We start from the raw sequence: 20,062 nt of genomic DNA on the forward strand, positions 1-20,062 counted from the left end.
AGCTCCGGCGGGAACGCCGCAGTCAGCACCCCGACCCCGACCAGATCCGGCAACCGAACCTGCGTACCCACCTTGACCTGCTGTCCCACTCTCGCCACAACCAAGATCATAACCCCACAGCACCTAAGTTAGCGGCATTGCCCCAGGGCCCATCCGGGCGCTTGTACCGGGCGCGCCACGATCCATTGTCGCACTGCTGGCCGTAGGCCATCGGCGGGCTCACCGGCGTGCTGCTCGCCGCGCCCGCCATCGACTTCCACGTCCACGACACCTATTTCGTGGTCGCGCACTTCCACTACGTGTTATTCGGCACGATCGTGTTCGCCACGTTCGCCGGGATCTACTTCTGGTTCCCCAAGTTCACCGGCCGGATGCTGTCCGAACCGTTGGGGCGACTGCACTTCTGGACCACCTTCATCGGCTTCCACACCACGTTCCTGGTCCACCACTGGCTCGGGGCGGAGGGCATGCCCCGTCGCTACGCCGACTACCTGCATTCGGACGAGCTCACCACCCTGCACGCAAACTCCCTCGAGTGGGCAACGACCAGCCCACCGCCGCGACACAAACTTCACCGAGCTACCCAAGATCCGTTCCGAGCGGCCGGCGTTCGAGTTGCACTACCCACACATGGTCGAACGGTTCCGCGAGGAATCTCGCCAGAAACCGACGAAGGACTCCCCCCGCGTACCGGCGCCGTCCGAGGTCGGCGCCGCCGCCATCCAACCAGACGACCAGGCCGACAACACCGACCCACGCAGCAAGTGATCCGTCGTGCTGACCCGATCCGATCGGCGACGGCTCCGGCAGGTGGCGCACGGCTTGCGCTACACCGATCCGGAGTGGGCCCGCCGGCACGATCCACGATGGCGCGTGAGGGCCACCGAGCTCACCCAGCTCGCGGTGGACCTCACCGCGGTCACGCTGGTGGTGGTCGGCGCGACGCTGGTCAGCCTTCCATTCATCTTCGCCGGCATCCTGCTTGCGTCGGGCGGCATCACGAGCCACATCAGCTCACAGGCGCGCAAACCAACTGCCTGAGGTCCAGGCGCTACCGTCAGGTCAGCGGTTGGCCGCCGGTCACGCCGAGCACTTCGCCGGTGATGTAGCTCGATTCCTGCGAAGCGAGGAACACATAGGGTGGGGCGAGCTCGGCGGGCTGTGCGGCGCGGCCGAGTGGGGTCTGCGCGCCGAACGAGTCGACCTTCTCCGCCGGCATGGTTGCCGGGATCAGCGGTGTCCACACCGGCCCCGGGGCCACGGAGTTGACGCGGATGCCCTTGGCCACCAGGTCAGCGGACAGGGCCTTGGTGAAGTTGACGACGGCGGCCTTGGTGCACGCGTAGTCCATCAGCTCCGGTGACGGTTGGAACGCCTGGATGGACGAGGTGTTGATGATGCTCGATCCCGGCTGCATGTATGGCACGGCCGCTTTGCACAGCCAGAACATCGCGTAGACATTCGTCTTGAACACTCGGTCGAACTGCTCCGTGGAGATCCCGAGCAGCCCGTCATCCTGCGCCATCTGGTAGGCGGCGTTGTTGACCAACACGTCGATGCGGCCGAACTCGGCGACCGCTCGCTCGACCAGGTCGCCACAGTGCCGCTCGTCCCGAATGTCGCCGGCCACCAGCACGGCCTCGCGGCCCGCCTGTCGCACCAGCTCCGCCGTGCGCTCGGCGTCGTCCTGCTCGTCGGCGAGGTAGGACAGTAAAAGATCCGCACCCTCGCGGGCGAACGCCACCGCCACCGCCCGGCCGATGCCGGAGTCACCACCGGTGATCACCGCCCTGCGGCTCACCAGCCGGCCGCTTCCCCGGTAGGACTCTTCCCCATGGTCCGGCTCGGGCCGCATGACCTCACCTGTGCCCGGATGCCCCTGCTCCTGTCCCCGCTGCTCCCCCGGTCGTGGGTACTGGTTCCGGGGATCCCGTTGGGTGTACTGGTCGTCGGTCATGGTCGCCCCTTCCGGCGGGTGGATGACTCGTCCGCGACGGTGATCCCCTCTTCCGGCCCGCCGGCCTACGGACCACACGGACATCCCTGCCCGCTCCGCCATCCACAATGGTCCGGAAGTCATTCGCGGCAACCTCCTCCCAGCTTGGTGGTGGCCACCAGCCGCGTCAGCCGGGTACCCGGTGGGGCTCGGTTGCCTGTGGAGGCAGGCCCACGGGCGGTACGGCGTAACCCGCCAGGCGTGCGGGCAGGTCGTCGTTGTCATCGGCCGCACGAAAGACAGGTGGTTCCTGGGCGCGCGGCGGCTCGTCCGCATAGTGACGCCGGACGGTGCGCGCCACCGCCTCGGGCCCGGGCAACACATCGTCCCCCAGGTAACTCACTACGAGCAGGCTCTCTCCCGGATGCGTCTCAACGCCTAGCGCCCAACCATGTTCCTCGTCCCAGACAAGGGCAACGTCGCGGGTGGGAAACGCAGGTAACCGGTCTTCCAGGGCGATGTAGACATTGGCGAGTGGCTCGAGCTGGACCAGCCAGCCCGGCCCCCGCATGCCCACCTCGGTCGCAACGAGCCGGACGTACTCATGCAAACCACGGGCCGCCGCGGAGTCGGAATCCAGTTCCACGATCGTTCAGCCGCCTCTCGTTCGTGAAAATCTGCCTACCGCGCACCGGCTGCTTGACGCGCCCGCACGGATTACCCTCCGCAGGACGCGCCAAACAGCTCACCGATCTCCTCACGTGTCGAGAACACCTGTGACGAATTCTGGGGAGGGCCTCCGTCAATCGGTCCGGTGGGCGGAACGAGCCTCGCGCAGGAACAGACCGAGCGCGACCATGCCGACCCCGAGGAACAGGTGTAGCCAGTTGTCCGCGCCGTTGACCGGAACGAAGTTGGCCGCGCTGTCATGGTCGATGACCAGCCCGTAGAGCCACAGCACCAGGTACACGGCTCCGCCGCCGATGAGGAACGACCTTGCGCCGGACACGGACCGGGCCATCACGAGGCCGACGACACCGAACAGCAGGTGCACGATGTTGTGCAGGATCGACACGTGGAACACGCCGAGCAGCATCGCGGTTGACTCGTGCCCGGCGAAGGTCATGCCCTCGTAGTCGGTAGTCGCGCCTGGTATGAACCCGACTATCCCGAGGAGCAGGAATACCGCCGCCACCACCGTTGCCGCCAACCTCGCCGGGTGCCGGGTCGCCGTATTGGTATCCGCCATCATGTCCTCCAGATTTCGATGTTCGCGGCCGTCGGGCGGTCGCCTGGTGGTCGCGTGCTGCGGGCTACCCGCGAATTGCTGCCGCAACACGCGAGTCGGGTACGGAAACCGTCAGCCGAGCAGGGTCCTGGCGAGCAGGAACACGTTCAGCGCGGAGATGACCAGTGCGACAACGGCCCCGGCGACGGTGGTTGTCCGGCGGTTGACGAATGGACCCATGATGTCGCCACGCCGGGACAGCAGTACGAGCGGCACGAGCGCGAACGGGATGCCGAAGGAAAGGATCACCTGGCTGAGCACCAGTGCCTGCGTGGGGTCCACGCTGGTGGCGAGGAAGGCCAGGGCGGGGCTCATGGTGATCAGCCGCCGCAGCGCCAGCGGGATGCGCCGGCGCAGGAAGCCCGACATCACGACCTGGCCGGAGTAGGTGCCGACGCTGGAGGCGGCCAGCCCGGACGCGAGCAGGGCGAGCGCGAAGGCCAGCGCGGCACCCGGACCGAGCAACGTGCCGAGGCTGCCGTGCATACCCTCCAGCGACTCGGCCGGTGCGGACGTGCCGTGCAGCGCGCTCGCGGCGACGACCAGCATGCTCACATTGACCAGCCCGGCGAGCCCCAGCGCGACGGCGATGTCGAGCCTGCTGGTGCAGCAACGCCCGGCACCGCTCGGCGACGCTCCCCCGGTGCTGGTGCTGGTTCAGCGCCGAGTGCAGGTAGATCACGTGCGGCATGACGGTCGCGCCGAGCATGCCGGTGGCCAGCAGCACGCTGTCCGTGCCGGCGAAACCGGGCACCAGGCCGGCGCCCGCGTCGGTCAGCGGGCCCAGCTGCAGCGTCTGGTAGACGAACCCGGCCAGGATCACGGCCAGCAGCCCGATGATCACCGACTCGAACCGCCTGCGCCGCAACAGCGCCAGCATCAGGATGCCGAACGACACGACCGCGGTGATCGCGGCGGCGGGGAGCAGCGGGATGCCGAACAGCAGGTTCAGCGCCACCGCGGCGCCGACGAACTCGGCGAGGTCGGTGGCCATGGTGACCAGCTCGGCCTGGACCCACAGCAGCCCGATGACCGGGCGGGGATAGTTCTCACGGCACAGCTCCGGCAGGTTCATTCCGGTCGCGATGCCCAAGTTTGGCCGACAGGTACTGGATGAACATCGCCATCAGGCTGGCGCTGACGATCACCCACAGCAGCAGGTAGCCGTAACCGGCGCCGCCGGCCATGTTCATGGCGAAGTTGCCCGGGTCGACGTAGGCGATCGCGACCACGAACGCCGGACCCATCAAACCGGCGACGGTACGGAACCGGGCACGGGACCAGCGGCGCGCCGCTGCGACCGGCGCCGGCCCGACCGGCGCCGGGGCGAGCGAGCTGACCATGGAACACCTCCTGGAGAAGACGGGTGCCTGCCGGCCTCGGGGGGACGGGCCGGCGGGCACCAGGACTACGTGAGCTTCTTGATCGCCTTCTCGATCAGTCCGAGGTTCGCCGGGCTGGTCGCGTACAGCAGTGGATCCGGCTTCGGCGCGGAGGCCCTACCGCCCAGCGGCCCTCCGCTCCGGCCTTGCCGTCGGACAGATGCCAGATCGTGCCGGCGTGCTCCCGGTACTCCTCGTCGAACAGGGCACTCGGCGCGACAGCGCTCTCCAGGCCGTCCTCCTGCAGCTCCTCGATGGCGGCGAGCCACATGTTCTGGTGCACGGTGTCCCGGGCGAGGTTGAACTTCAGCATGTCCCTCACACCCGGGTCGTCAGTCATGTTGTAGAGCCGGGCGGTCTGCAGCCGCCCCTGCGCCTCCGCGGCCACGTTGGCCCGGAAGTCGGCGAGCAGGTTGCCACTGGCGACGATGTAGCGCCCGTTCCACGGCACCCCGTTGCTGTCGGACAGGGTCGGTCCGCCACCGCTGACGATCGCCTGCTGCGGGTCCATTCCGCCGATGATCGCGGCGACCACCGGATCGTCCTCGACCATCGCCGCGGTGGTCTCCGCCGGAGCCCCTTCCAGCAGCCGGGCCACCATGGTCGCGAGCATCTCGACGTCGCCGATCTCCTCGGTCGCCACGTCCATGATCAGGTCCTTGTACTTGCCCTCCATCCGGCAGTTCCAGCCCTGGAACAGGTACTGCATGGTCACAGTCATTTCGCCGTAGGCGCCACCGATCAGCTCCTGCAGCTTGCGCGCGCAGTGCGCGTCCGGCTTCTCGGGCTTCGCCTCGAACTGCAGCCGGCTCGTGTGGGTGAACATGGGCTCTCCTGGTCGGTCGCTCCGCGGATGCGGGTGCCGGTCTCCGACCACGACCGGCACCCGCCGCAATGGCATCCGGGACGCTATAACCGGCCCGTGACACGCTCGGCACGTCACGACCACGCCCGCGCGACCATGCCGTCACCGCGATGTCTCCGCGCTGCTCAGGCCGGGAAAAATCCGGCCGAGAAATGTTGCAGTCGCACGGACCGGGGAACTCGCTCGAGGCCGAACCGAACCCGAGAGCAAGGGGGCTCCCATGACACCGAACCGCGCTGACTGACCGGTGGTGTCCGTGCGACTCCTGGACGGCTTCGAGCTGCGCGTCGACGACGATCCCGTGCCGGTGCTGCCGAGCTCCCAGCGTCTGCTCGCCTATCTCGCCATGCACCAGGGACCGGTCACCCGCGCGGTGCTCGCCGCGGCACTGTGGCCCCGCGCCACCGAGCGGCGGGCGGCCGCGTGCCTGCGCTCGACCGTGTGGCGGTTGGTGAAACCGCCACACGCACTGGTCGACGTCCGCCAGGGCATGCTGGAGATCAGCGCCGCCCCCGAGGTCGATGTCATCGCGGTGCGTCGGTTCGCGGCCGAACTCGCTGTCCCGACGACCGGCTGGCCCACCATGGCCGTCCCGTTCACCGCGCTGACCGCGGAGCTCCTGCCCGGATGGACCGACCATTGGATCGACGCCGAACGCAACTGGTTCCGTCAACTCTGCCTACGCGCCCTGGAAATGCTCAGCGAACGATTCCGCATCGGCGGCGACCACTTCCACGCCCACGAGACCGCGGTCGCCGCCGTACGCAGCGACCCGCTTCGGGAGAGCACGCACCGCCGCCTGATCGAACTCCACCTGGCCGACGCCAACCCGGCAGCGGCCCTGCGCCAGTACGTCGACTACCGCTCCCGGCTACGCACCGAACTCGGCTTGACACCCTCACACGAGATCCGCCGCCTGGTAGAACCGATACTCACCGACCGCGTCGAGACCGCCCCGCCTACCATGCCCGGATCTCGGCACGTGCGTGCCCGACACGCGCCCGAGAAGACCATGCAGAAGCCGACAACGATATGGCACGGTCCAACGGAGGTGACGCGTTGAAGGCTGAAGTAGTCGTGCTACGGCGCGCCCTGCGGTCGGGTCAGCCGTCGTCGGCGTCGTCGTCGGCGTCGGATTCCTCCTGCTGGCGGCGGACCCGTTCCTCGGCTTCCTCGCCCTGCGCCCGGCTGCCCTCGGCGGGTTCGGACGAGTGCTCACTGCGCTGGTCCCCGTTCATCCGGTCCTCCCTCGTTCGTCAGGCCCGCCCTGGGGGTTTCCTGCCCCGACCCAGGGAAACGCTGAGCGCCGGCCACGTACGGCAAACCAGGACGACCAGCGCCAGCTCGACCGGTGCGCCGCCGTAGTACATCAGCTGACCGGCCTGCTGGGCCTGGTCGGTGGGCACACCAGGTGGCGGTTCGGCGTAGAGCAACTTGGCGAGCACGTTGTGCGCCGCGATGGCGGCGATCGACATTCCCGCCCGCCAGGCCGCTGGAGCTCGGTGCGGCGACGGGTCGGGGCCACCGAGGACCGCGTAGGTGAACAGGTACCCGGCCGCTAGGACGTGGGCGGTCACGACCAGCCGCCACCACGGATCGGCGTGTGTCGCGGCGTGAAGACCAGTGCGGTAGAGCGCCCACAGCCCGCCGACGCTGAGCAGTGTCGCTGTCAGCGGGTGGGTCAACACCGCGACGAGCGGCGAGGACCGTGCCCGCGCGACCGGCCGCGCACGAGCCGCCGGCAGGACACGGAGCAGCAGCGTGACCGGCGCCGCGGACACCAGCAGCAGCGGCGCTGCCATGCCCACCAGGACGTGCGTAGCCATGTGGGCCACGAAGTCGTGGTGGGCGCGCTGAGCGAGAGGACCCGCCAGTGCCACCGCCACGCAGAGCCACCCGCCGACCCACCACACCAGCCGGGACAGCGGCCAAGCCGAGCCACGACGCCACAGCCGCGGCAGCCCGGCCAGGTAGGCCAGCACCGCGGCACCGGCCAGCAGCAGACCCAACCACTGATCCGCGGCTCCGTGCTCGGACACGGTCGCTATCCCCTGGCCCTCGCGGAACGGACCCACAGCACGATCCCGACGGCCAGCAGCACCGCCGCGAGGCCGTTCCAGATCAGGTCATACGGCGTCAAGTCCACCCCGTACCGGATCTGATGCAGCCTCATCAGCTTGTGCTGGACCAAACCGTCGTACAGCTGGAAGGACCCCACCCCGATCAGGCAGCCCGCGGCGAACAGGGCGGCGCGGAACCCCCGCTCACGGCGAAGACCACCCACCATGAACAGAGCGGCCACCGTGGCGAACCAGCTGAACGCGTGGAACAACCCGTCGGAGACCAGGCCGATCCCGGTTGTCGACCGGTCGTAGAAGTGGTGCCAGTGCAGCAACTGGTGAAACACCACCTCGTCGACCATCGCCACCGCCCCAACGCCCAGCAGGAACCCGGCCAGGACGGACCTGCCATGCCAGGTGGCGCGGCTACTGGCCGAACTCGCGGTCATGGTGACCCCGTTCAGCCGCCGGCCGAGGGCGCGCCGGCGAAGGCCTCGGTGCCGCGCCGGCTCGCAACGGCTCGACCTCCGCGCGTTGACGGGCAGCCACCTCGATCAGCTCGTCGAAATCGAACATCGGGCAGCCGCACGGCCAGACCGGCCTGGTCACGCAGGGTCGTCCACAGCTGCTTCGTGCCGTCGATGCCCATCGCGAGAATCTCCAGCTCCTCGAACCGGCTGAGCGGCGAGTACGACCTGAGCCGGCCGTTGAGCTTCGACCGTGCGACGCGCTCGGCCACCAACGCGAGCCCAGTCTTGACCACGCTGGTCCGGACACCCAGTCGCCGCATGACGGCGCGGAACGTCTCCACATCCTCGGCGATGCCAGCAGCCACACGGCTGAGAGCCCCGCCGACCGGAGTGTCGTGGTTGTTGCGCGCCGACCGCTTGGCCAGCTCCCGCCCCGCCACTCCCATCGCGAGCTGGTCATTCAGGTAGATCCCCATAAGCTCGTCCACACCACTGAGATACCCGGGCGCCCGCGCGCGAACCACCACAGGCCAGCAAAGCCACCGGGCGAGAATTCATGCCCGTATCGGCCTGACATGGACCGCACCACCGGACGGCCCGAGCACCGGGCCGGCGTTCGGTGTACCGCACGCGCCGTCGGGTGTTCGGCGTAATGGCCCTCGAACTGCCTCCCGGTGACTCGCTGTCGTTCGTCGGCACCGCCACCACCCATCCGGCTGGGTGAGCTCACCGTGTTGACCGACCCCAACTTCCTGCACCTGGGCCAATGGTCCTATTTCGGCCAGGACTTCCCTCGGCGCCGCAGGGTGCGGACCTGCTCAAGCTGCTGCGACCCCGCGCAGGCCGTGCCGGTGCACCACCACGACTACGACCTGTTCACCTCGCCGATGTCCAACTTCATGACCGAAGTGGGTGACTGCGCGCCGGCGGTGCGCGTGCGGCTGCTGCGAGGCGACACGCTGCGTTTCCACAACCACCGCGCCCAGCACAGCGAGAACGTCGAAGGACAACAACTCATAGGCCCCGACTCCACCGATGAGGCGGTCGGGCAAGTCTCGGCCACACCCGCAACTTCGGCATCGGCGAAGCTCTCGGTCTCCACCCCCTCATCGAATCGCCATCCAGCGAGACCTCGGCAAGCATCGACGACCTGGCCTGCCCCCGCACCTGCGCCGCCTCGTCGTAGGTCTTCTGGATGGGCGTGCCGGGACTGCCGTGGTCGGCATAGGCTTTCAGGGTCTTCTCCGGCACGGTGTTCACCGTGCCCGGCGCGATGAGGTTGCTGACGTAGAGGGTGTCGGGGTAGTCGTGGTTCTTCACGCCGGTCGAGGCCCACAGCGGGCGCTGCGGCTTGGCGCCCTGCGCCTCCAGCGCGCGCCACCGGTCGGAGGAGAAGACCTCCTCGTGGGCCTGGTAGGCCAGTTGCGCGTTCGCCACCGCGGCTTTGCCCTTGCGGGAGGGGTCCGCGCCGGCCTTTTCCAGGCGCCTGTCGATCTCGGTGTCCACGCGGGAGATGAAGAAGGACGCCACCGACTCGATCCCGGTCAGCGATCCGCCGTCCTGCACGCGCTGCGCCAGTCCGGACAGGTAGGCGTCCATGACCGCCCGGTACCGCTCGGGGCTGAAGATGAGGGTGACGTTGACGCTGATGCCCCGGGCAATGGACGTGGTGATCGCGGCCAGGCCTTCCTGCGTCGCCGGGATCTTGATGAACAGGTTGAGCCGGTCGACCAGCCACCACAGGTGGGCCGCCTCCGCGGCGGTGGCGTCGGTGTCGTGCGCCACCCCGGGGCCACCTCTAGCGATACCCGGCCGTCGCGGCCGGTGCGCTGCGCCACCGGGGCGAGCAGGTCGCAGGCGTCGCGGACGTCAGCGGCGGTGATGGTTCGCAGTGCCTCCTCGACGCTGATCTTGCGGATGGCCATCGCGTGCACCTTGCCGCACGGTCCGAGGCTGATAGAGGTCGTACAGGTAGAGCTTGCGGGTGATCGGGTTGATCGAGCCGACGGTGGCCGCTGTTCGGGTCCGGGCGACCCGCCGCGGCTTCGTCGTGGATTACAGCGACAGGACAACTCACGGACCTCAACGAGCGACGAAGTCACGCAGGAACCACCGTACGGCAGTTGCAGCGCATCACGGTACCACCATCCATCTGCCGCTGGGGAAGCTCCTTCAACCGTCGGGTTTCCGGCGCTGGGGGTGGGCATCACCTGTCGGAATGCAGTGGGACGGGACGAGCACGTTTGACCGCACACCGAAAGGCAATTCTCGTCCGAAGCTGTTATCGGGCCCACCGGTAGCGGTTTCCCATCGCCCTACCGGAGGTAGCCCCATGACCATGATCCACAATGAGCCGGCACCACCGCTGAGACCCCCAGCCGGTGACGCCCAGCCGATGTTGTCCGGAGAGAAGTCCGACACGCAGAGCGCCCTGATCAAGGTTGCGGTGATCGTGCCGCTGGCCGCGCTCGTGGCGGCGGTGCCGTTCGCGTGGGGATGGGGGTTGGGCTGGGTCGACATCGGGCTGGCCGCGTTCTTCTACACCTTGACGTGTCTGGGGGTCACGGTCGGGTTCCACCGTTACTTCACCCATGGCGCCTTCCGCGCCAGGCGTGGCTTGCGGGTCGTGCTCGCCGTGGTGGGCAGCATGGCGGTGCAGGGCCCGGTGATCGGGTGGGTGGCCGATCACCGGCGCCACCACGCCTACGCCGACCGGGAGGGTGACCCGCACTCGCCGTGGTGGTTCGGCACCACCCCCGTGGCGCTGGTCAAGGGGTTCTGGCACGCGCACATGGGCTGGATGTTCGACCGTGCGCAGACCAACGCCCAGCGTTTCGCGCCAGATCTGCTTGCCGACCGCGACATCCGGCGCGTCGACCGGCTCTTCCCCCTGCTGACCGCGGTCACCCTGCTCGCGCCGGCCGTTCTCGGTGGGTTGATCACGATGTCGTGGTGGGGAGCGGTGACCGCGTTCTTCTGGGCCAGCCTCGTCCGCGTCGCGCTGCTGCACCACGTGACCTGGTCGGTGAACTCGATCTGCCACATGATCGGTGACCGTCCTTTCGAGGCACGGGACAAGTCGGCCAACTTCTGGCCGCTGGCCATCGCGTCGATGGGCGAGTCCTGGCACAACTCCCACCACGCCGACCCCACCTGCGCCCGCCACGGCGTGCGCCGCGGACAGATCGACATCTCCGCCCGGATCATCCGGATCTTCGAGATGCTCGGCTGGGTCTCCAAGGTCCGCTGGCCCAAACCCGAACGCCTCGCCCGCAGACTCAAGACCAACGAGCACACCGCGGATGGGTCCGTCTCGCGAACCGAGATCGAACGTGAACTCACGCGACACCCCGAGGACCGCTGGTCCGGGGATGACTCCCGACTCGGCCAGGAATAGGCGAGTCCCAGCCGGATGGATGGCGCGGCGAGCGGAGTCGACAGCACTGTGTACAACCGGTCCGTCGAACACGCGCCCGGCGATCCGGGCGTTTCACTGGAAAGAGATACGTTGTGTCGCCGAAGAAATCGTCGGAGGTCGGCAGTGCGTCGGATTCTGGCGTCGAGCCGGTGATCGAGGTCGTGAGTGGTGTGGTGAGCATCGTCGAAGGGGTGCAGCGCGCGCTGGCGCCGCGGGTGCACGATGCGTTCGGTGCTTTGGTTTATGACACGGTGCGGTCGGGAGTCAGGGCCGGTGGCACCATGGCCGGATCAATCGCCCGGGTGGTGGGTGTGTCCCTGCCGGTGACGACGGTCGTCGAGTCCGGTGTCGTGCAGCGTGCCGTCGGCGGGGCTAACGCGCGAGTTCCCGGGGTGGCGCGGTCCCGGGGGCCATGACGGTGCGTCTGGACCACCGTCGGGTCGGTCTTGACCGCGAGTCGCTCGCGGCGGCGTACCCCTCCGCGTCCGCGTCGGGCCGGGTGGTGGTGGTGGTGTTCCTGCATGGGCTCGTCGAGACCGAGCGGTCGTGGTTTCACCGGCCGCGGCCCGGCAAGGCTCGAAACGGTACCGACTTCGGCAGCAGGCTGGCTGAGGATCTGGCCGGTACACCGGTGTATGTCCGGTACAACACGGGCCGCCGTATCTGCGACAACGGGCGTGAGCTCGCCGACCTGCTGGCCGAACTGGTCGAAGGGTGGCCCGTGCCGATCACCGAGATCGTCCTCATCGGACACTCGATGGGCGGGTTGGTGGCACGCAGTGCGGTGCGCCAGGCCGGCGACCACCCGACTCCGGGGCTGTCCAAGGTCACCCGGCTGGTGTGCCTTGGCAGTCCACACACGGGTGCGCCGCTCGAGCGAGGGGTGGTGCGGGTGGCCGGAATACTCGGCATGTTCGCCGCGCTGGCTCCGGTCGCCCGGCTCATGGCGTTGCGCAGTGATGGCATCAAGGATCTTGCTCGGGGATCTCTGCACCAGGACCACCGGGCGGAGTATGGGCGGCCGGTCGACGCGGGCCTGCCCGCCGGTGTTCGACAACTCTTCGTTGTCGCAACCCTGTCCCGTTCGGAAGGGAGCTTGTGGGGCCCGCTCATCGGCGATCTGGTGGTGGCGCCGTCGAGCGCGGGAGACCGCACGCAAACCGCGGACCTCGAATGGCTGGGCGGCCTGCACCACTTCGATCTTCTCAGCCACGACGCCGTCTACGGCGTCGTGGCTGAATGGCTCCGGACGTGACTACGCGGTAGTGGTGCCGGCAGGGCGGCATAGCGGGTGTGCACCCGACCGCGACGGGTACTACCCGGTGCCCTGTTCGTTGTGGGAGCGCTGTGGTCGGACTGTGGTTTCTGCTGGACTCGGCGGCCGTGCCGGCCGACCTCGTGGCGGCGCGCACGCAGATGGCGCTGTCGCTGGGCTGGCACATCGTCATCGCGTGCTTCGGGGTCGGGATGCCGATCCCGTTCACCGACCTGCACCGCCTGCCCGGCGACGAGCCAGAGCAGGAGGGGTGGATGAGCGAAGCCCCTGGGGATGCAGAACGATCTTGGTCGAAAGCCGTGCTACGAGGGCTTCACCACATCCAGGCGCCGACACGCCTATGATCACCAACCTGTGATCAACGAGAAGCCTTGCCTGTCAACACTCCTGACGCCGGTTTTCGGCTTGTACGGTAGTGACAGCCGCTTCGGGGCGCGGTCGCTTCACACGACTCTCAGCCTGGCTGACCCACGAGGATGGGACGGTAGGCTCGTGGTCGACGTAGCCGACCTGACCTCGTCGACTGCAATAGCATGATCCGGGTCGCCTGACACGCGGGACCCAGAGGGCGAGACCCTGATACTGCTCACCGGATGGTCAAAGAGCGACCCGGCTGGCGGCGGTAGTGGATGTCGCGAACATGCGGGTGGAGGACGTCACGTGAACCGAGCCGAAACCGGCGGCGCCGCGAACCAGGTTCGAAACGTGTACGTGCATTCGGCCCTGTTCTACGGCTCGGACGAGGAGTACCTGGCCACACTCGTGCCGTTCGTCACCGACGGTCTCGCGCTGGGCCAACCGGTAGCGGTAGCAGTTCCCGGCGAGCGGCTGCGGGTGCTGAGCGCGGCGCTGAATGGCGCGGCGGACGGGGTCAAGATGGTCGACATGACGGTCGCGGGCCGCAACCCCGGGCGCATCATCCCCAGCGTGCTCCGAGGCTTCGCGGACAGGCATGCCGGGGTGCACGTCCGGATCATCGGCGAGCCGATCTGGGCCGGCCGCACGGCCGTCGAGTACCCCGCTTGCGTGCAGCACGAGGCGTTGATCAACTACGCGTTCGCCGGCAGGGACGTCACCATCGTCTGCCCGTACGACACCAAGGGCCTGGACGACCGGGCCCTCGCGGACGCCCATGCGACCCACCCGGTGTTGTGGTCGGCCGACCGGCGCCGCGCCAGCCCGTGGTACGCGCCGGATGTTGTCCTCGACCGCTACAACCAGCCGCTCCACGATGCCGCGGCCGACGCAGACGGTCTCGCGGTCACCAGCGTCACCGAGGTCGCTGCCGCCCGCCGGTTCGCCACGGAGCGGGCGAGCCACCTCGGCCTCGATGACGAGCAGATACCCGACCTGCGGCTCATCGTCACGGAGTTGGTCACCAACAGCCTCGTTCACACCGACGGTGGATGCCGCCTGCGGGTCTGGCACGACCACAGTCACCTGATCTGCGAGGTACGCGACACAGGACGCCTCACAGACCCACTCGCCGGCCGCCACCCAGCGTTGGAAGGGCAGAAGGGCGGCCGCGGCCTACTGCTGGTCCACGAACTCGCCGACCTCGTCCGCACCCACACGAGCCCCCACGGCACGATCATCCACGCACTCCTCCGGCTCTGACCGCGCCGACGTCGTCTCTCCCACGTCACGGGGTTCGCCGAAAGGAGGGGCGAGACCCGCGGCGATGAGGGAGACTCTCGTGGTCGGCCACGGCCCAGCCGACGAACGAACATCTTCGAGTAGCGATCATCGAGGCCACGTCACCTGCCGGTCGGGTTGTGGCCAATGTCGCCCGACAGCTTGGTCCCGGTCTTCGGCGGCGAACTCCCGGTCCGCCAGGTCCGAGATGCGGTGTGCCTGGCCAGCGGGGGCGGCAGGGCTGTAAGCCCAGCTCACACCTCACGGTGACACGTATGCTTGTGCCGCTCAGCATCCGGTCCGGTACCGTCGATCCGATCCATCACCAGATCTGATGAGCTCCCCAGACGGCTCTCGATCCAGGCGGCGACCGAGAGAGCGTCATGCGGTCACGTGCATCGTCACAACGGTTAAGGAGGCGGCCGCGTGAACGAGGACCCAAGCGAGAACGGCAAGGGAGATGCCCTCCCCGACGAAGCGCCGCTCGTTATTCGTGTCGAACGCGACAGAAGTGCCGCGATAGTGCACGTCGCGGGTGAGATCGACCTGTCCACTGCGCCGATGCTGCGTGAGTCGATCACCACAGTGCTGAAGGAGTCGCCGCCCCTGCTGATCGTCGACCTCACCGAGGTAGGTTTCCTGGCCTCCGCCGGTCTCAACGAGCTCATCGTCGCGGGCGAGCAGGCTGAACCGCTCACCAGGTTGCGGGTTGTCACGGCAGGCAGGTCCACCACCCTGCGCACGCTGAACCTGACGGGCCTGGACAACGTACTTGCCATCTTTCCCACAGTCGACGAGGCGCTCGCGACCCCGGCGGTCGACGAGTAGACGGCTCCCACGACCCCGCGGTCATGGCTATGAGCTGTGGCGGGCTGTTCAGCGTGAATGGTGTGGTGGCAAGAGCCGCAGACCACGAGGGTCTTGCGGCGCTGTTTCGCCATCAACGCCGCCCACGCCGGCGAAGTTCGTCCCGGTGGTGTGGCGAGATCAGCGAGTCTGCGGACCTGGTGCACCTGGATGCCGTCGGTGTTCCCGCAGAGTTCGCAGCGGCCCGCCAGCAGCCGAGCGACCAGCTGTTTCGGCGGGCCGTGGCCGGGAGGAGCGGGCGATCGGTCAGGATCGCCCGTGGCTGCCGTTCGAGGGGTATCCGCCGAACCGTGCGACCAGCGGTTTCCTGCTTGGGCGGTCGACGCTGCAGCCGCGACCTGGGCGATCGCTGGTTCGATCTTTGGGGAGAACCTCACTGTCTGTGAGAGTTCACACCTCGGTTGCTCCGCGGCAAATAGTGGCGTCCGCCATGGATGTGCTGTTCACTTCGGTGTGCCAGTTCTGGTGTTGGAGGTGACGGAATGAGCGACGACGCGCAAGCGGAGATGCGGCTGCGCGTGTTGAAGACGGTCACTGACAATGCGCTGATGGAACTGGATATCGAGAAGCTCCAGGAAGTCCTGCTGTGGCGCGTGCGCGATCTGTTCCACGTCGACACCGTCACCATCCTGCTCGCCGACTCCAGGCGCGGACAGCTGCTGGCCAAGGCGTCCGCTGGTCTGGACGAGGAGGTCTTCCAAGGCGTGCGGATACCGATCGGCGTCGGCTTCGCGGGCCGGGTGGCCCAGCTGCTGAAGCCGGTGCAGATAGAGCGCGTCGATGAGTCCACAGTGGTCAACCCGCTGCTGTGGGAGCATGGCCTGCGTGTGCTACTCGGTGTGCCAATGGTGGCGCAGGGTGAACTGATGGGTGTGATGCACCTGGGCAGCACCTCGCCCCGACGGTTCACCGACAACGAGATCGAGTTGCTGCAACTGGTTGCCGACCGAGTCGCGACGACAGCGCACATTCACCGGTCCCGTTCCGAGCAGGCAGCGGCCGCCATGCTGGTGGACAGTCTCCTTCCCGGGCGGCTGCCATCCACGGCGGGCTGGGAGTTGGCCGCTCGCTACGTCGCCGGCGCTGACAGCGGCGTAGGTGGCGACTGGTATGACGTGTTCCCACTACCCGACCACCGCATCGGCCTGGTGATCGGCGACGTGGTCGGCAGCGGCCTGCCCGCCGCGACGGTAATGGGACGGCTACGCAGCGCGCTACGCGCCTACGCGTTGGAGTTTGCCGACCCAGGTGTTGTACTCGGCAAACTCGACCGTAAGGCCAGTCACTTCGAGCACAACACCATGGCCACTGTCGCTTATGCGGTCATCCACACGAGGACCGACAGCATGGACATGGCACTCGCCGGACACCTGCCGCCGATCATCGCGCAGCCCGGCAAAGACGCGGAGTTCGCCGCCGCACCACTGGGCCCACCCATCGGACACCACATGGCCGTGACAGGACGCCGTAGTACCACCCTCGACTTGCCGCCCGGTACGCTCTTCGCCTTCTACACCGACGGCCTGGTGGAACGCCGCAACCTGGACCTCGACAGCCGCATGGAGCAACTGCGGGCGACCGTTCGCCCTGACGCACCAGAGGTGGTCTGCGCACACCTCATGGCAACCATGGTCGGCACCAGTCCCGCCACCGACGACATCGCACTCCTGGTGGGCCGCCACACCACGCCCTCCGGCCAGCCCGCCTGAGCCACCCCTCGCCTGTTTCGGGTCAATCCATCCGGGTGACGGCGGCCGACGGGTACCGTCGACCGCCGTTCCCACATCCCCGAATAAGACGAAGTCACCTGCGACGGTCACTCCGCCGATCCGGGCCTGCGAACGTCCTCCCGCCACGCACCGGTTGCCTGGCCACGATGCTCGATGAAGTCCTTGAAGCGCTGCATGTCGCCCTTGAGGCGACGATTAAGGATTCCGAGCTTGTCGGCCGCCTGCTCGACGAAGCCGTCCGGGTCGATGTCCATCTGGGCGGTCACCCGCGTGGTGTTGTCGTCCAGACGGTGGAAGGTGATCACACCGGCGTGGTCGGGACCGCTGTCCGCCTTCCATGCCACCCGCTCGTCGGGGTGCTGTTCGGTGATGGTGGCGTTGAACTCGCGCGTGACGCCACCGATCTTCGTCACCCAATGTGTATGCGTGTCGTCGAGTTGCCGGACCTCCTCGACAGCCTCCATGAACGACGGGAAGGTCTCGAACTGCGTCCACTGGTTGTAGGCCCTGGAGACGGGCACCTGCACGTCGACCGACTCGGTGATGGTGCTCAACGCACATCCTCCTCGCTACCTCGTGTGATCGGCCAAGCGCCGCCGATCGCATCGATTCTTGGCGCACCTGGGTACCCGAGCCGGCATGACATACACATCAGACAAAGCCGAGCAGAGCACGACGAACGGCGGCTGGACCCTCGGCTCGCCGGAGCACACGAGTCGGCATTCCGCGGCTCAGATTCCGCCAGTCGACCAGCCAGCTGGCGGAATCGCCCACCATGACCGACCAGCCATACCTCTCGCTCAGCGATGAACCGACGCGTCACTGGGTTGGGTCGAAGACCGTGCGGACGCAGCCGTCCTTCTTGTGTTTGAACAGGTCGTAGCCCTTCGCGCCCTCGTCGAGGGACAGCTCGTGGGTGACCAGATGGCTGGTGCTGATCTCGCCTTTCGCCAGCCGTTCCAGCAGCGTTGGGGGATGTAGCGCTGGCCGTGCTGCTGCGCGCCGCGGAGCGTGAGCCCGTTGTTGATCACGGCGCCGAGTGGGAACTTGTCGACCAGGCCGCCGAACACGCCGAGCACGAACACGGTGCCGCCCTTGCGGCAGGCGTGGATGGCTTCCCGGACGGCGGTCGGACGGTCCGACTGCAGGTGCAGTTGCTGCTTGACCTGGTCGTACACATGGTGCGGGCCCGCGCTGTGCGCCTCCATACCCACGGCTTCGATGCGCACGTCCGGCCGCGGCCGGACGTGCGCTCACGGAGTTCGGCGCCGACGTCGGTGGCGGAGTAGTCGATGGTTTCCGAGCCGATGTGCTGCTCGGTCATCGCGAGCCGTTGCGGGATGCAGTCGATGGAGATGACCCGCGCGGCACCGAGCAGCATCGCCGCGCGCGCGCCGCCATCTGGCCGACGGCGCCGCAACCCCATACGGCCACCACGTCGCCCGGTCGTACTCCGCCGAGATCGGCGCCCATCCAGCCGGTCGGGACCGAGTCCGAGACGACCAGGGCGCTGCGGTCGTCGACCTCCGGCGGCACCGGAAAGGCACTGTAGTCGGCGAACGGCACCCGGATGTACTCGGCGTGGGAACCCCGGAACCCGCCCATCGCGTGGGAGTAGCCGAAGATCCCGCCGGGCTCGTAGCCGTAGGCCATCGACGCGATGCCCGGGTTGGTGTTCGTGTTGTCGCACAATGACCACAGGTCGTTCTGGCAGTACCAGCACCGGCCGCAACCGATGAACGACGCGACCACCACCCGGTCGCCGACCTTGTGGTTGCGCACGCCGGGGCGACCTCGACGACGTCACCGAGGAACTCGTGCCCGAGCACGTCTCCGGCCTCCATCGCGGGGATGTAGCCGCCGATCAGGTGCAGGTCCGACCCGCACGTGGTGGACAACCGGACCTTGACGATCATGTCCTGGTCGTTGCGGATCGCCGGGTCGGGCACCGTCTTCGTGGCGAGCTTGTTCACTCCCTGCCAGCACACTGCCTTCACAGCCGTCCCTCCCCACCCGCGCGCCGCGTGATCGCCCGGACCAGTGCGCCGCCGGGAGTCGGCTTGCTGGTGGTTGGCTCGTCCGGCCGGAGCACCTCACCTGCCTCGACCATCGTCTTCAGGTCCCGCAGCGCTCGCCGCAGGTCGCTTGCCGGCGGTGTCGCGCCGGTGCCGGTCTGCCGCGGCCGGGCGGCGACCTCGGTGCCGCGACCACCCGGCGCCGGGGTCAGCCGGGTCTCCACCTCCGCGCCGAGGTCGGTGGCCGCGTCGGCGAGCCGCTCGGGTGGGGCGTTGACGGTGACGACGAGCCAGCGCGCGCCGGCGGTGGTGACGGCGGTGCGATGGGCTGCCACCTTCCTCGCCACGGCCCGACCCGTGACGACGCCGGCGACGACGAGTGCGCCTGTCCGCAGCGGTCTCATGATCGCCCGTCCTCGCCAAGCGTTGTCCGGACGAGATCCTTCGTCCAGTCGAACAGGGACAACACCGGCTCGGCGACACCACCACCGATGAGAAAGGCACCCGCTCCGGACACCGTGCGTGCCATCGCCAGCCCGGCGATGCCGAACAGCAGGTGCACCGCCACCACCATGGCCGCGGTCCGAACAGGGTGCGCGCGAGCCACAGACGTTGCCATCGGACTCCCTTCGACGATGGCGGGCATCGAATTCCGCCCGCCTCGTGCGGCGGACATACCCGCCAATCCGGCGTTCATTCCTCCGGTTTCCGATGTGCCGCGGACCTGGGCACCGGCACCTGGACCACCCTCGCGCAGGTCGTCGCCAACTCACTCGGCGTGGACGTCGAGGACGTGACCATGCGCATCGGCGACACCCGCTACCCGACCGCCTCGGTCGCCGGCGGCTCGTCCGGCATGACCACCTGGGCTGCCCGGTCGTGAACGCCGCCCGCGCCTTCCGGGACAAGCACGGCACCCAGCCAGCGGACGGCGCGGAGGCCGAGGCCACCTCGCTCGACGGGGACGACCCGCATGTGAACCCGGTGAGCAGCTAGGGAATCGGCGAGATCGGCATCGTGGGCACTGCGGCGGCCGTCGCCAACGCCGTGCACCACGCCACCGGCATTCGGGTCCGCGACCTCCCATCACACTCGACAAGATGCTGGCGGCCATGCGGCA

The 20,062-nt window shown here is 68.2% G+C and carries 22 protein-coding genes and 8 pseudogenes; 12 read left to right on the forward strand and 18 right to left on the reverse strand.

Annotated elements, in window-relative coordinates; all coding sequences use genetic code 11:
- Positions 1-209: 209 nt before the first annotated feature.
- Together GEV28_RS16505 and GEV28_RS16510 are read left to right on the forward strand one after the other, a co-directional pair.
- Positions 210-768 (forward strand): annotated as a pseudogene (locus tag GEV28_RS16505) (cbb3-type cytochrome c oxidase subunit I); the annotation flags it as partial.
- A gap of 6 nt (positions 769-774) precedes the next feature.
- Positions 775-1,041, forward strand: coding sequence for a DUF3040 domain-containing protein (locus tag GEV28_RS16510; protein WP_291412962.1), 267 nt, complete (start codon positions 775-777; stop codon positions 1,039-1,041).
- Between the two features lie 16 nt (positions 1,042-1,057).
- Here GEV28_RS16510 and GEV28_RS16515 read toward each other — a convergent pair whose 3' ends face one another.
- From GEV28_RS16515 to GEV28_RS16535, 7 genes and pseudogenes are all read right to left on the reverse strand, one after another.
- Positions 1,058-1,957: an SDR family oxidoreductase gene (locus GEV28_RS16515; RefSeq protein WP_291412963.1), complete on the reverse strand. Its 900-nt coding sequence runs from the start codon at positions 1,955-1,957 to the stop codon at positions 1,058-1,060.
- A gap of 166 nt (positions 1,958-2,123) precedes the next feature.
- Positions 2,124-2,582, reverse strand: coding sequence for a DUF6292 family protein (locus GEV28_RS16520; protein ID WP_291412964.1), 459 nt, complete (start codon positions 2,580-2,582; stop codon positions 2,124-2,126).
- 156 nt (positions 2,583-2,738) lie between these two features.
- Entirely contained in the window at positions 2,739-3,188 is a 450-nt protein-coding gene (locus tag GEV28_RS16525) for a DUF4383 domain-containing protein (protein ID WP_291412965.1), read from the reverse strand.
- A gap of 108 nt (positions 3,189-3,296) precedes the next feature.
- Positions 3,297-3,779: an Nramp family divalent metal transporter gene (locus tag GEV28_RS42345; protein ID WP_367115111.1), complete on the reverse strand. Its 483-nt coding sequence runs from the start codon at positions 3,777-3,779 to the stop codon at positions 3,297-3,299.
- A gap of 145 nt (positions 3,780-3,924) precedes the next feature.
- Positions 3,925-4,299: pseudogene (locus GEV28_RS42350) on the reverse strand (Nramp family divalent metal transporter); the annotation flags it as partial.
- A complete protein-coding gene (locus tag GEV28_RS42355; RefSeq protein WP_367115112.1) occupies positions 4,274-4,567 on the reverse strand; it encodes an Nramp family divalent metal transporter in 294 nt (97 codons plus the stop codon). The pseudogene GEV28_RS42350 and the gene GEV28_RS42355, both read right to left, overlap by 26 nt.
- 65 nt (positions 4,568-4,632) lie before the next feature.
- A pseudogene (locus tag GEV28_RS16535) lies at positions 4,633-5,432 on the reverse strand (manganese catalase family protein).
- Positions 5,433-5,727: 295 nt separating this feature from the next.
- Between GEV28_RS16535 and GEV28_RS16540 the strand changes: the two are divergent.
- Positions 5,728-6,534 (forward strand): BTAD domain-containing putative transcriptional regulator, encoded by an 807-nt coding sequence (locus tag GEV28_RS16540; RefSeq protein WP_291412967.1) that lies wholly within the window; start codon positions 5,728-5,730, stop codon positions 6,532-6,534.
- A gap of 40 nt (positions 6,535-6,574) precedes the next feature.
- Here GEV28_RS16540 and GEV28_RS16545 read toward each other — a convergent pair whose 3' ends face one another.
- The 5 genes and pseudogenes from GEV28_RS16545 to tal form a co-directional block, all read right to left on the reverse strand.
- On the reverse strand, positions 6,575-6,709 hold the full coding sequence (locus GEV28_RS16545; protein ID WP_291412968.1) for a hypothetical protein: 135 nt from the start codon (positions 6,707-6,709) through the stop codon (positions 6,575-6,577).
- A gap of 18 nt (positions 6,710-6,727) precedes the next feature.
- Positions 6,728-7,510 carry a cytochrome c oxidase assembly protein gene (locus tag GEV28_RS16550; RefSeq protein WP_291412969.1) on the reverse strand — a complete coding sequence of 261 codons (783 nt, stop codon included), beginning with the start codon at positions 7,508-7,510 and terminating at the stop codon, positions 6,728-6,730.
- Positions 7,511-7,515: 5 nt separating this feature from the next.
- The gene (locus GEV28_RS16555; protein WP_291412970.1) at positions 7,516-7,980 is read right to left on the reverse strand and encodes a DUF2243 domain-containing protein; all 465 of its coding nucleotides are present in this window, start codon (positions 7,978-7,980) and stop codon (positions 7,516-7,518) included.
- A gap of 11 nt (positions 7,981-7,991) precedes the next feature.
- Positions 7,992-8,489, reverse strand: a complete 498-nt coding sequence (locus GEV28_RS16560) for a hypothetical protein (RefSeq protein ID WP_291412971.1) — start codon at positions 8,487-8,489, stop codon at positions 7,992-7,994.
- A gap of 676 nt (positions 8,490-9,165) precedes the next feature.
- Positions 9,166-9,938 (reverse strand): annotated as a pseudogene (gene tal / locus GEV28_RS16565) (transaldolase); the annotation flags it as partial.
- Between the two features lie 458 nt (positions 9,939-10,396).
- Here tal and GEV28_RS16570 point away from each other — a divergent pair.
- The 6 genes from GEV28_RS16570 (at position 10,397) to GEV28_RS16595 (ending at position 15,158) form a co-directional block, all read left to right on the forward strand.
- Positions 10,397-11,398 (forward strand): acyl-CoA desaturase, encoded by a 1,002-nt coding sequence (locus tag GEV28_RS16570; protein WP_291412972.1) that lies wholly within the window; start codon positions 10,397-10,399, stop codon positions 11,396-11,398.
- A gap of 170 nt (positions 11,399-11,568) precedes the next feature.
- Entirely contained in the window at positions 11,569-11,835 is a 267-nt protein-coding gene (locus GEV28_RS16575; RefSeq protein ID WP_291412973.1) for a hypothetical protein, read from the forward strand.
- On the forward strand, positions 11,832-12,674 hold the full coding sequence (locus GEV28_RS16580; protein WP_291412974.1) for an alpha/beta fold hydrolase: 843 nt from the start codon (positions 11,832-11,834) through the stop codon (positions 12,672-12,674). Before GEV28_RS16575 ends, GEV28_RS16580 begins: the two co-directional genes overlap by 4 nt.
- Before the next feature lie 92 nt (positions 12,675-12,766).
- Positions 12,767-13,039, forward strand: coding sequence for a hypothetical protein (locus GEV28_RS16585; protein WP_291412975.1), 273 nt, complete (start codon positions 12,767-12,769; stop codon positions 13,037-13,039).
- 316 nt (positions 13,040-13,355) lie between these two features.
- Positions 13,356-14,312 (forward strand): anti-sigma factor RsbA family regulatory protein, encoded by a 957-nt coding sequence (locus GEV28_RS16590; RefSeq protein WP_291412976.1) that lies wholly within the window; start codon positions 13,356-13,358, stop codon positions 14,310-14,312.
- A 444-nt stretch (positions 14,313-14,756) separates the two neighbouring features.
- Positions 14,757-15,158 (forward strand): STAS domain-containing protein, encoded by a 402-nt coding sequence (locus GEV28_RS16595; protein WP_291412977.1) that lies wholly within the window; start codon positions 14,757-14,759, stop codon positions 15,156-15,158.
- 125 nt (positions 15,159-15,283) lie between these two features.
- Here the strand turns inward: GEV28_RS16595 and GEV28_RS42360 are convergent.
- Positions 15,284-15,574, reverse strand: a pseudogene (locus GEV28_RS42360) (hypothetical protein); the annotation flags it as partial.
- 105 nt (positions 15,575-15,679) lie between these two features.
- On the opposite strand from GEV28_RS42360, the gene GEV28_RS16600 reads away from it, so the two are divergent.
- Positions 15,680-16,906, forward strand: a complete 1,227-nt coding sequence (locus tag GEV28_RS16600) for a PP2C family protein-serine/threonine phosphatase (protein ID WP_291412978.1) — start codon at positions 15,680-15,682, stop codon at positions 16,904-16,906.
- A gap of 107 nt (positions 16,907-17,013) precedes the next feature.
- Here GEV28_RS16600 and GEV28_RS16605 read toward each other — a convergent pair whose 3' ends face one another.
- Entirely contained in the window at positions 17,014-17,481 is a 468-nt protein-coding gene (locus tag GEV28_RS16605) for an SRPBCC family protein (protein WP_291412979.1), read from the reverse strand.
- 435 nt (positions 17,482-17,916) lie between these two features.
- On the opposite strand from GEV28_RS16605, the gene GEV28_RS16610 reads away from it, so the two are divergent.
- Positions 17,917-18,216, forward strand: coding sequence for a hypothetical protein (locus tag GEV28_RS16610; protein WP_291412980.1), 300 nt, complete (start codon positions 17,917-17,919; stop codon positions 18,214-18,216).
- 31 nt (positions 18,217-18,247) lie between these two features.
- Here the strand turns inward: GEV28_RS16610 and GEV28_RS16615 are convergent, their stop codons facing one another.
- The 4 genes and pseudogenes from GEV28_RS16615 to GEV28_RS16625 all read right to left on the reverse strand — a co-directional run.
- Positions 18,248-18,580, reverse strand: coding sequence for a hypothetical protein (locus GEV28_RS16615; RefSeq protein ID WP_367115114.1), 333 nt, complete (start codon positions 18,578-18,580; stop codon positions 18,248-18,250).
- An 80-nt stretch (positions 18,581-18,660) separates the two neighbouring features.
- Positions 18,661-18,843 (reverse strand): annotated as a pseudogene (locus tag GEV28_RS42365) (alcohol dehydrogenase catalytic domain-containing protein); the annotation flags it as partial.
- 77 nt (positions 18,844-18,920) lie between these two features.
- The gene (locus tag GEV28_RS16620) at positions 18,921-19,346 is read right to left on the reverse strand and encodes a hypothetical protein (protein ID WP_291412982.1); all 426 of its coding nucleotides are present in this window, start codon (positions 19,344-19,346) and stop codon (positions 18,921-18,923) included.
- A 50-nt stretch (positions 19,347-19,396) separates the two neighbouring features.
- A pseudogene (locus tag GEV28_RS16625) lies at positions 19,397-19,504 on the reverse strand (DUF4383 domain-containing protein); the annotation flags it as partial.
- Positions 19,505-19,657: 153 nt separating this feature from the next.
- Here GEV28_RS16625 and GEV28_RS16630 point away from each other — a divergent pair.
- Positions 19,658-20,028: pseudogene (locus tag GEV28_RS16630) on the forward strand (molybdopterin cofactor-binding domain-containing protein); the annotation flags it as partial.
- Positions 20,029-20,062 lie beyond the last annotated feature (34 nt).

Source organism: Actinophytocola sp. (assembly GCF_009379765.1).
Taxonomy (GTDB): Bacteria; Actinomycetota; Actinomycetes; order Mycobacteriales; family Pseudonocardiaceae; genus Actinophytocola.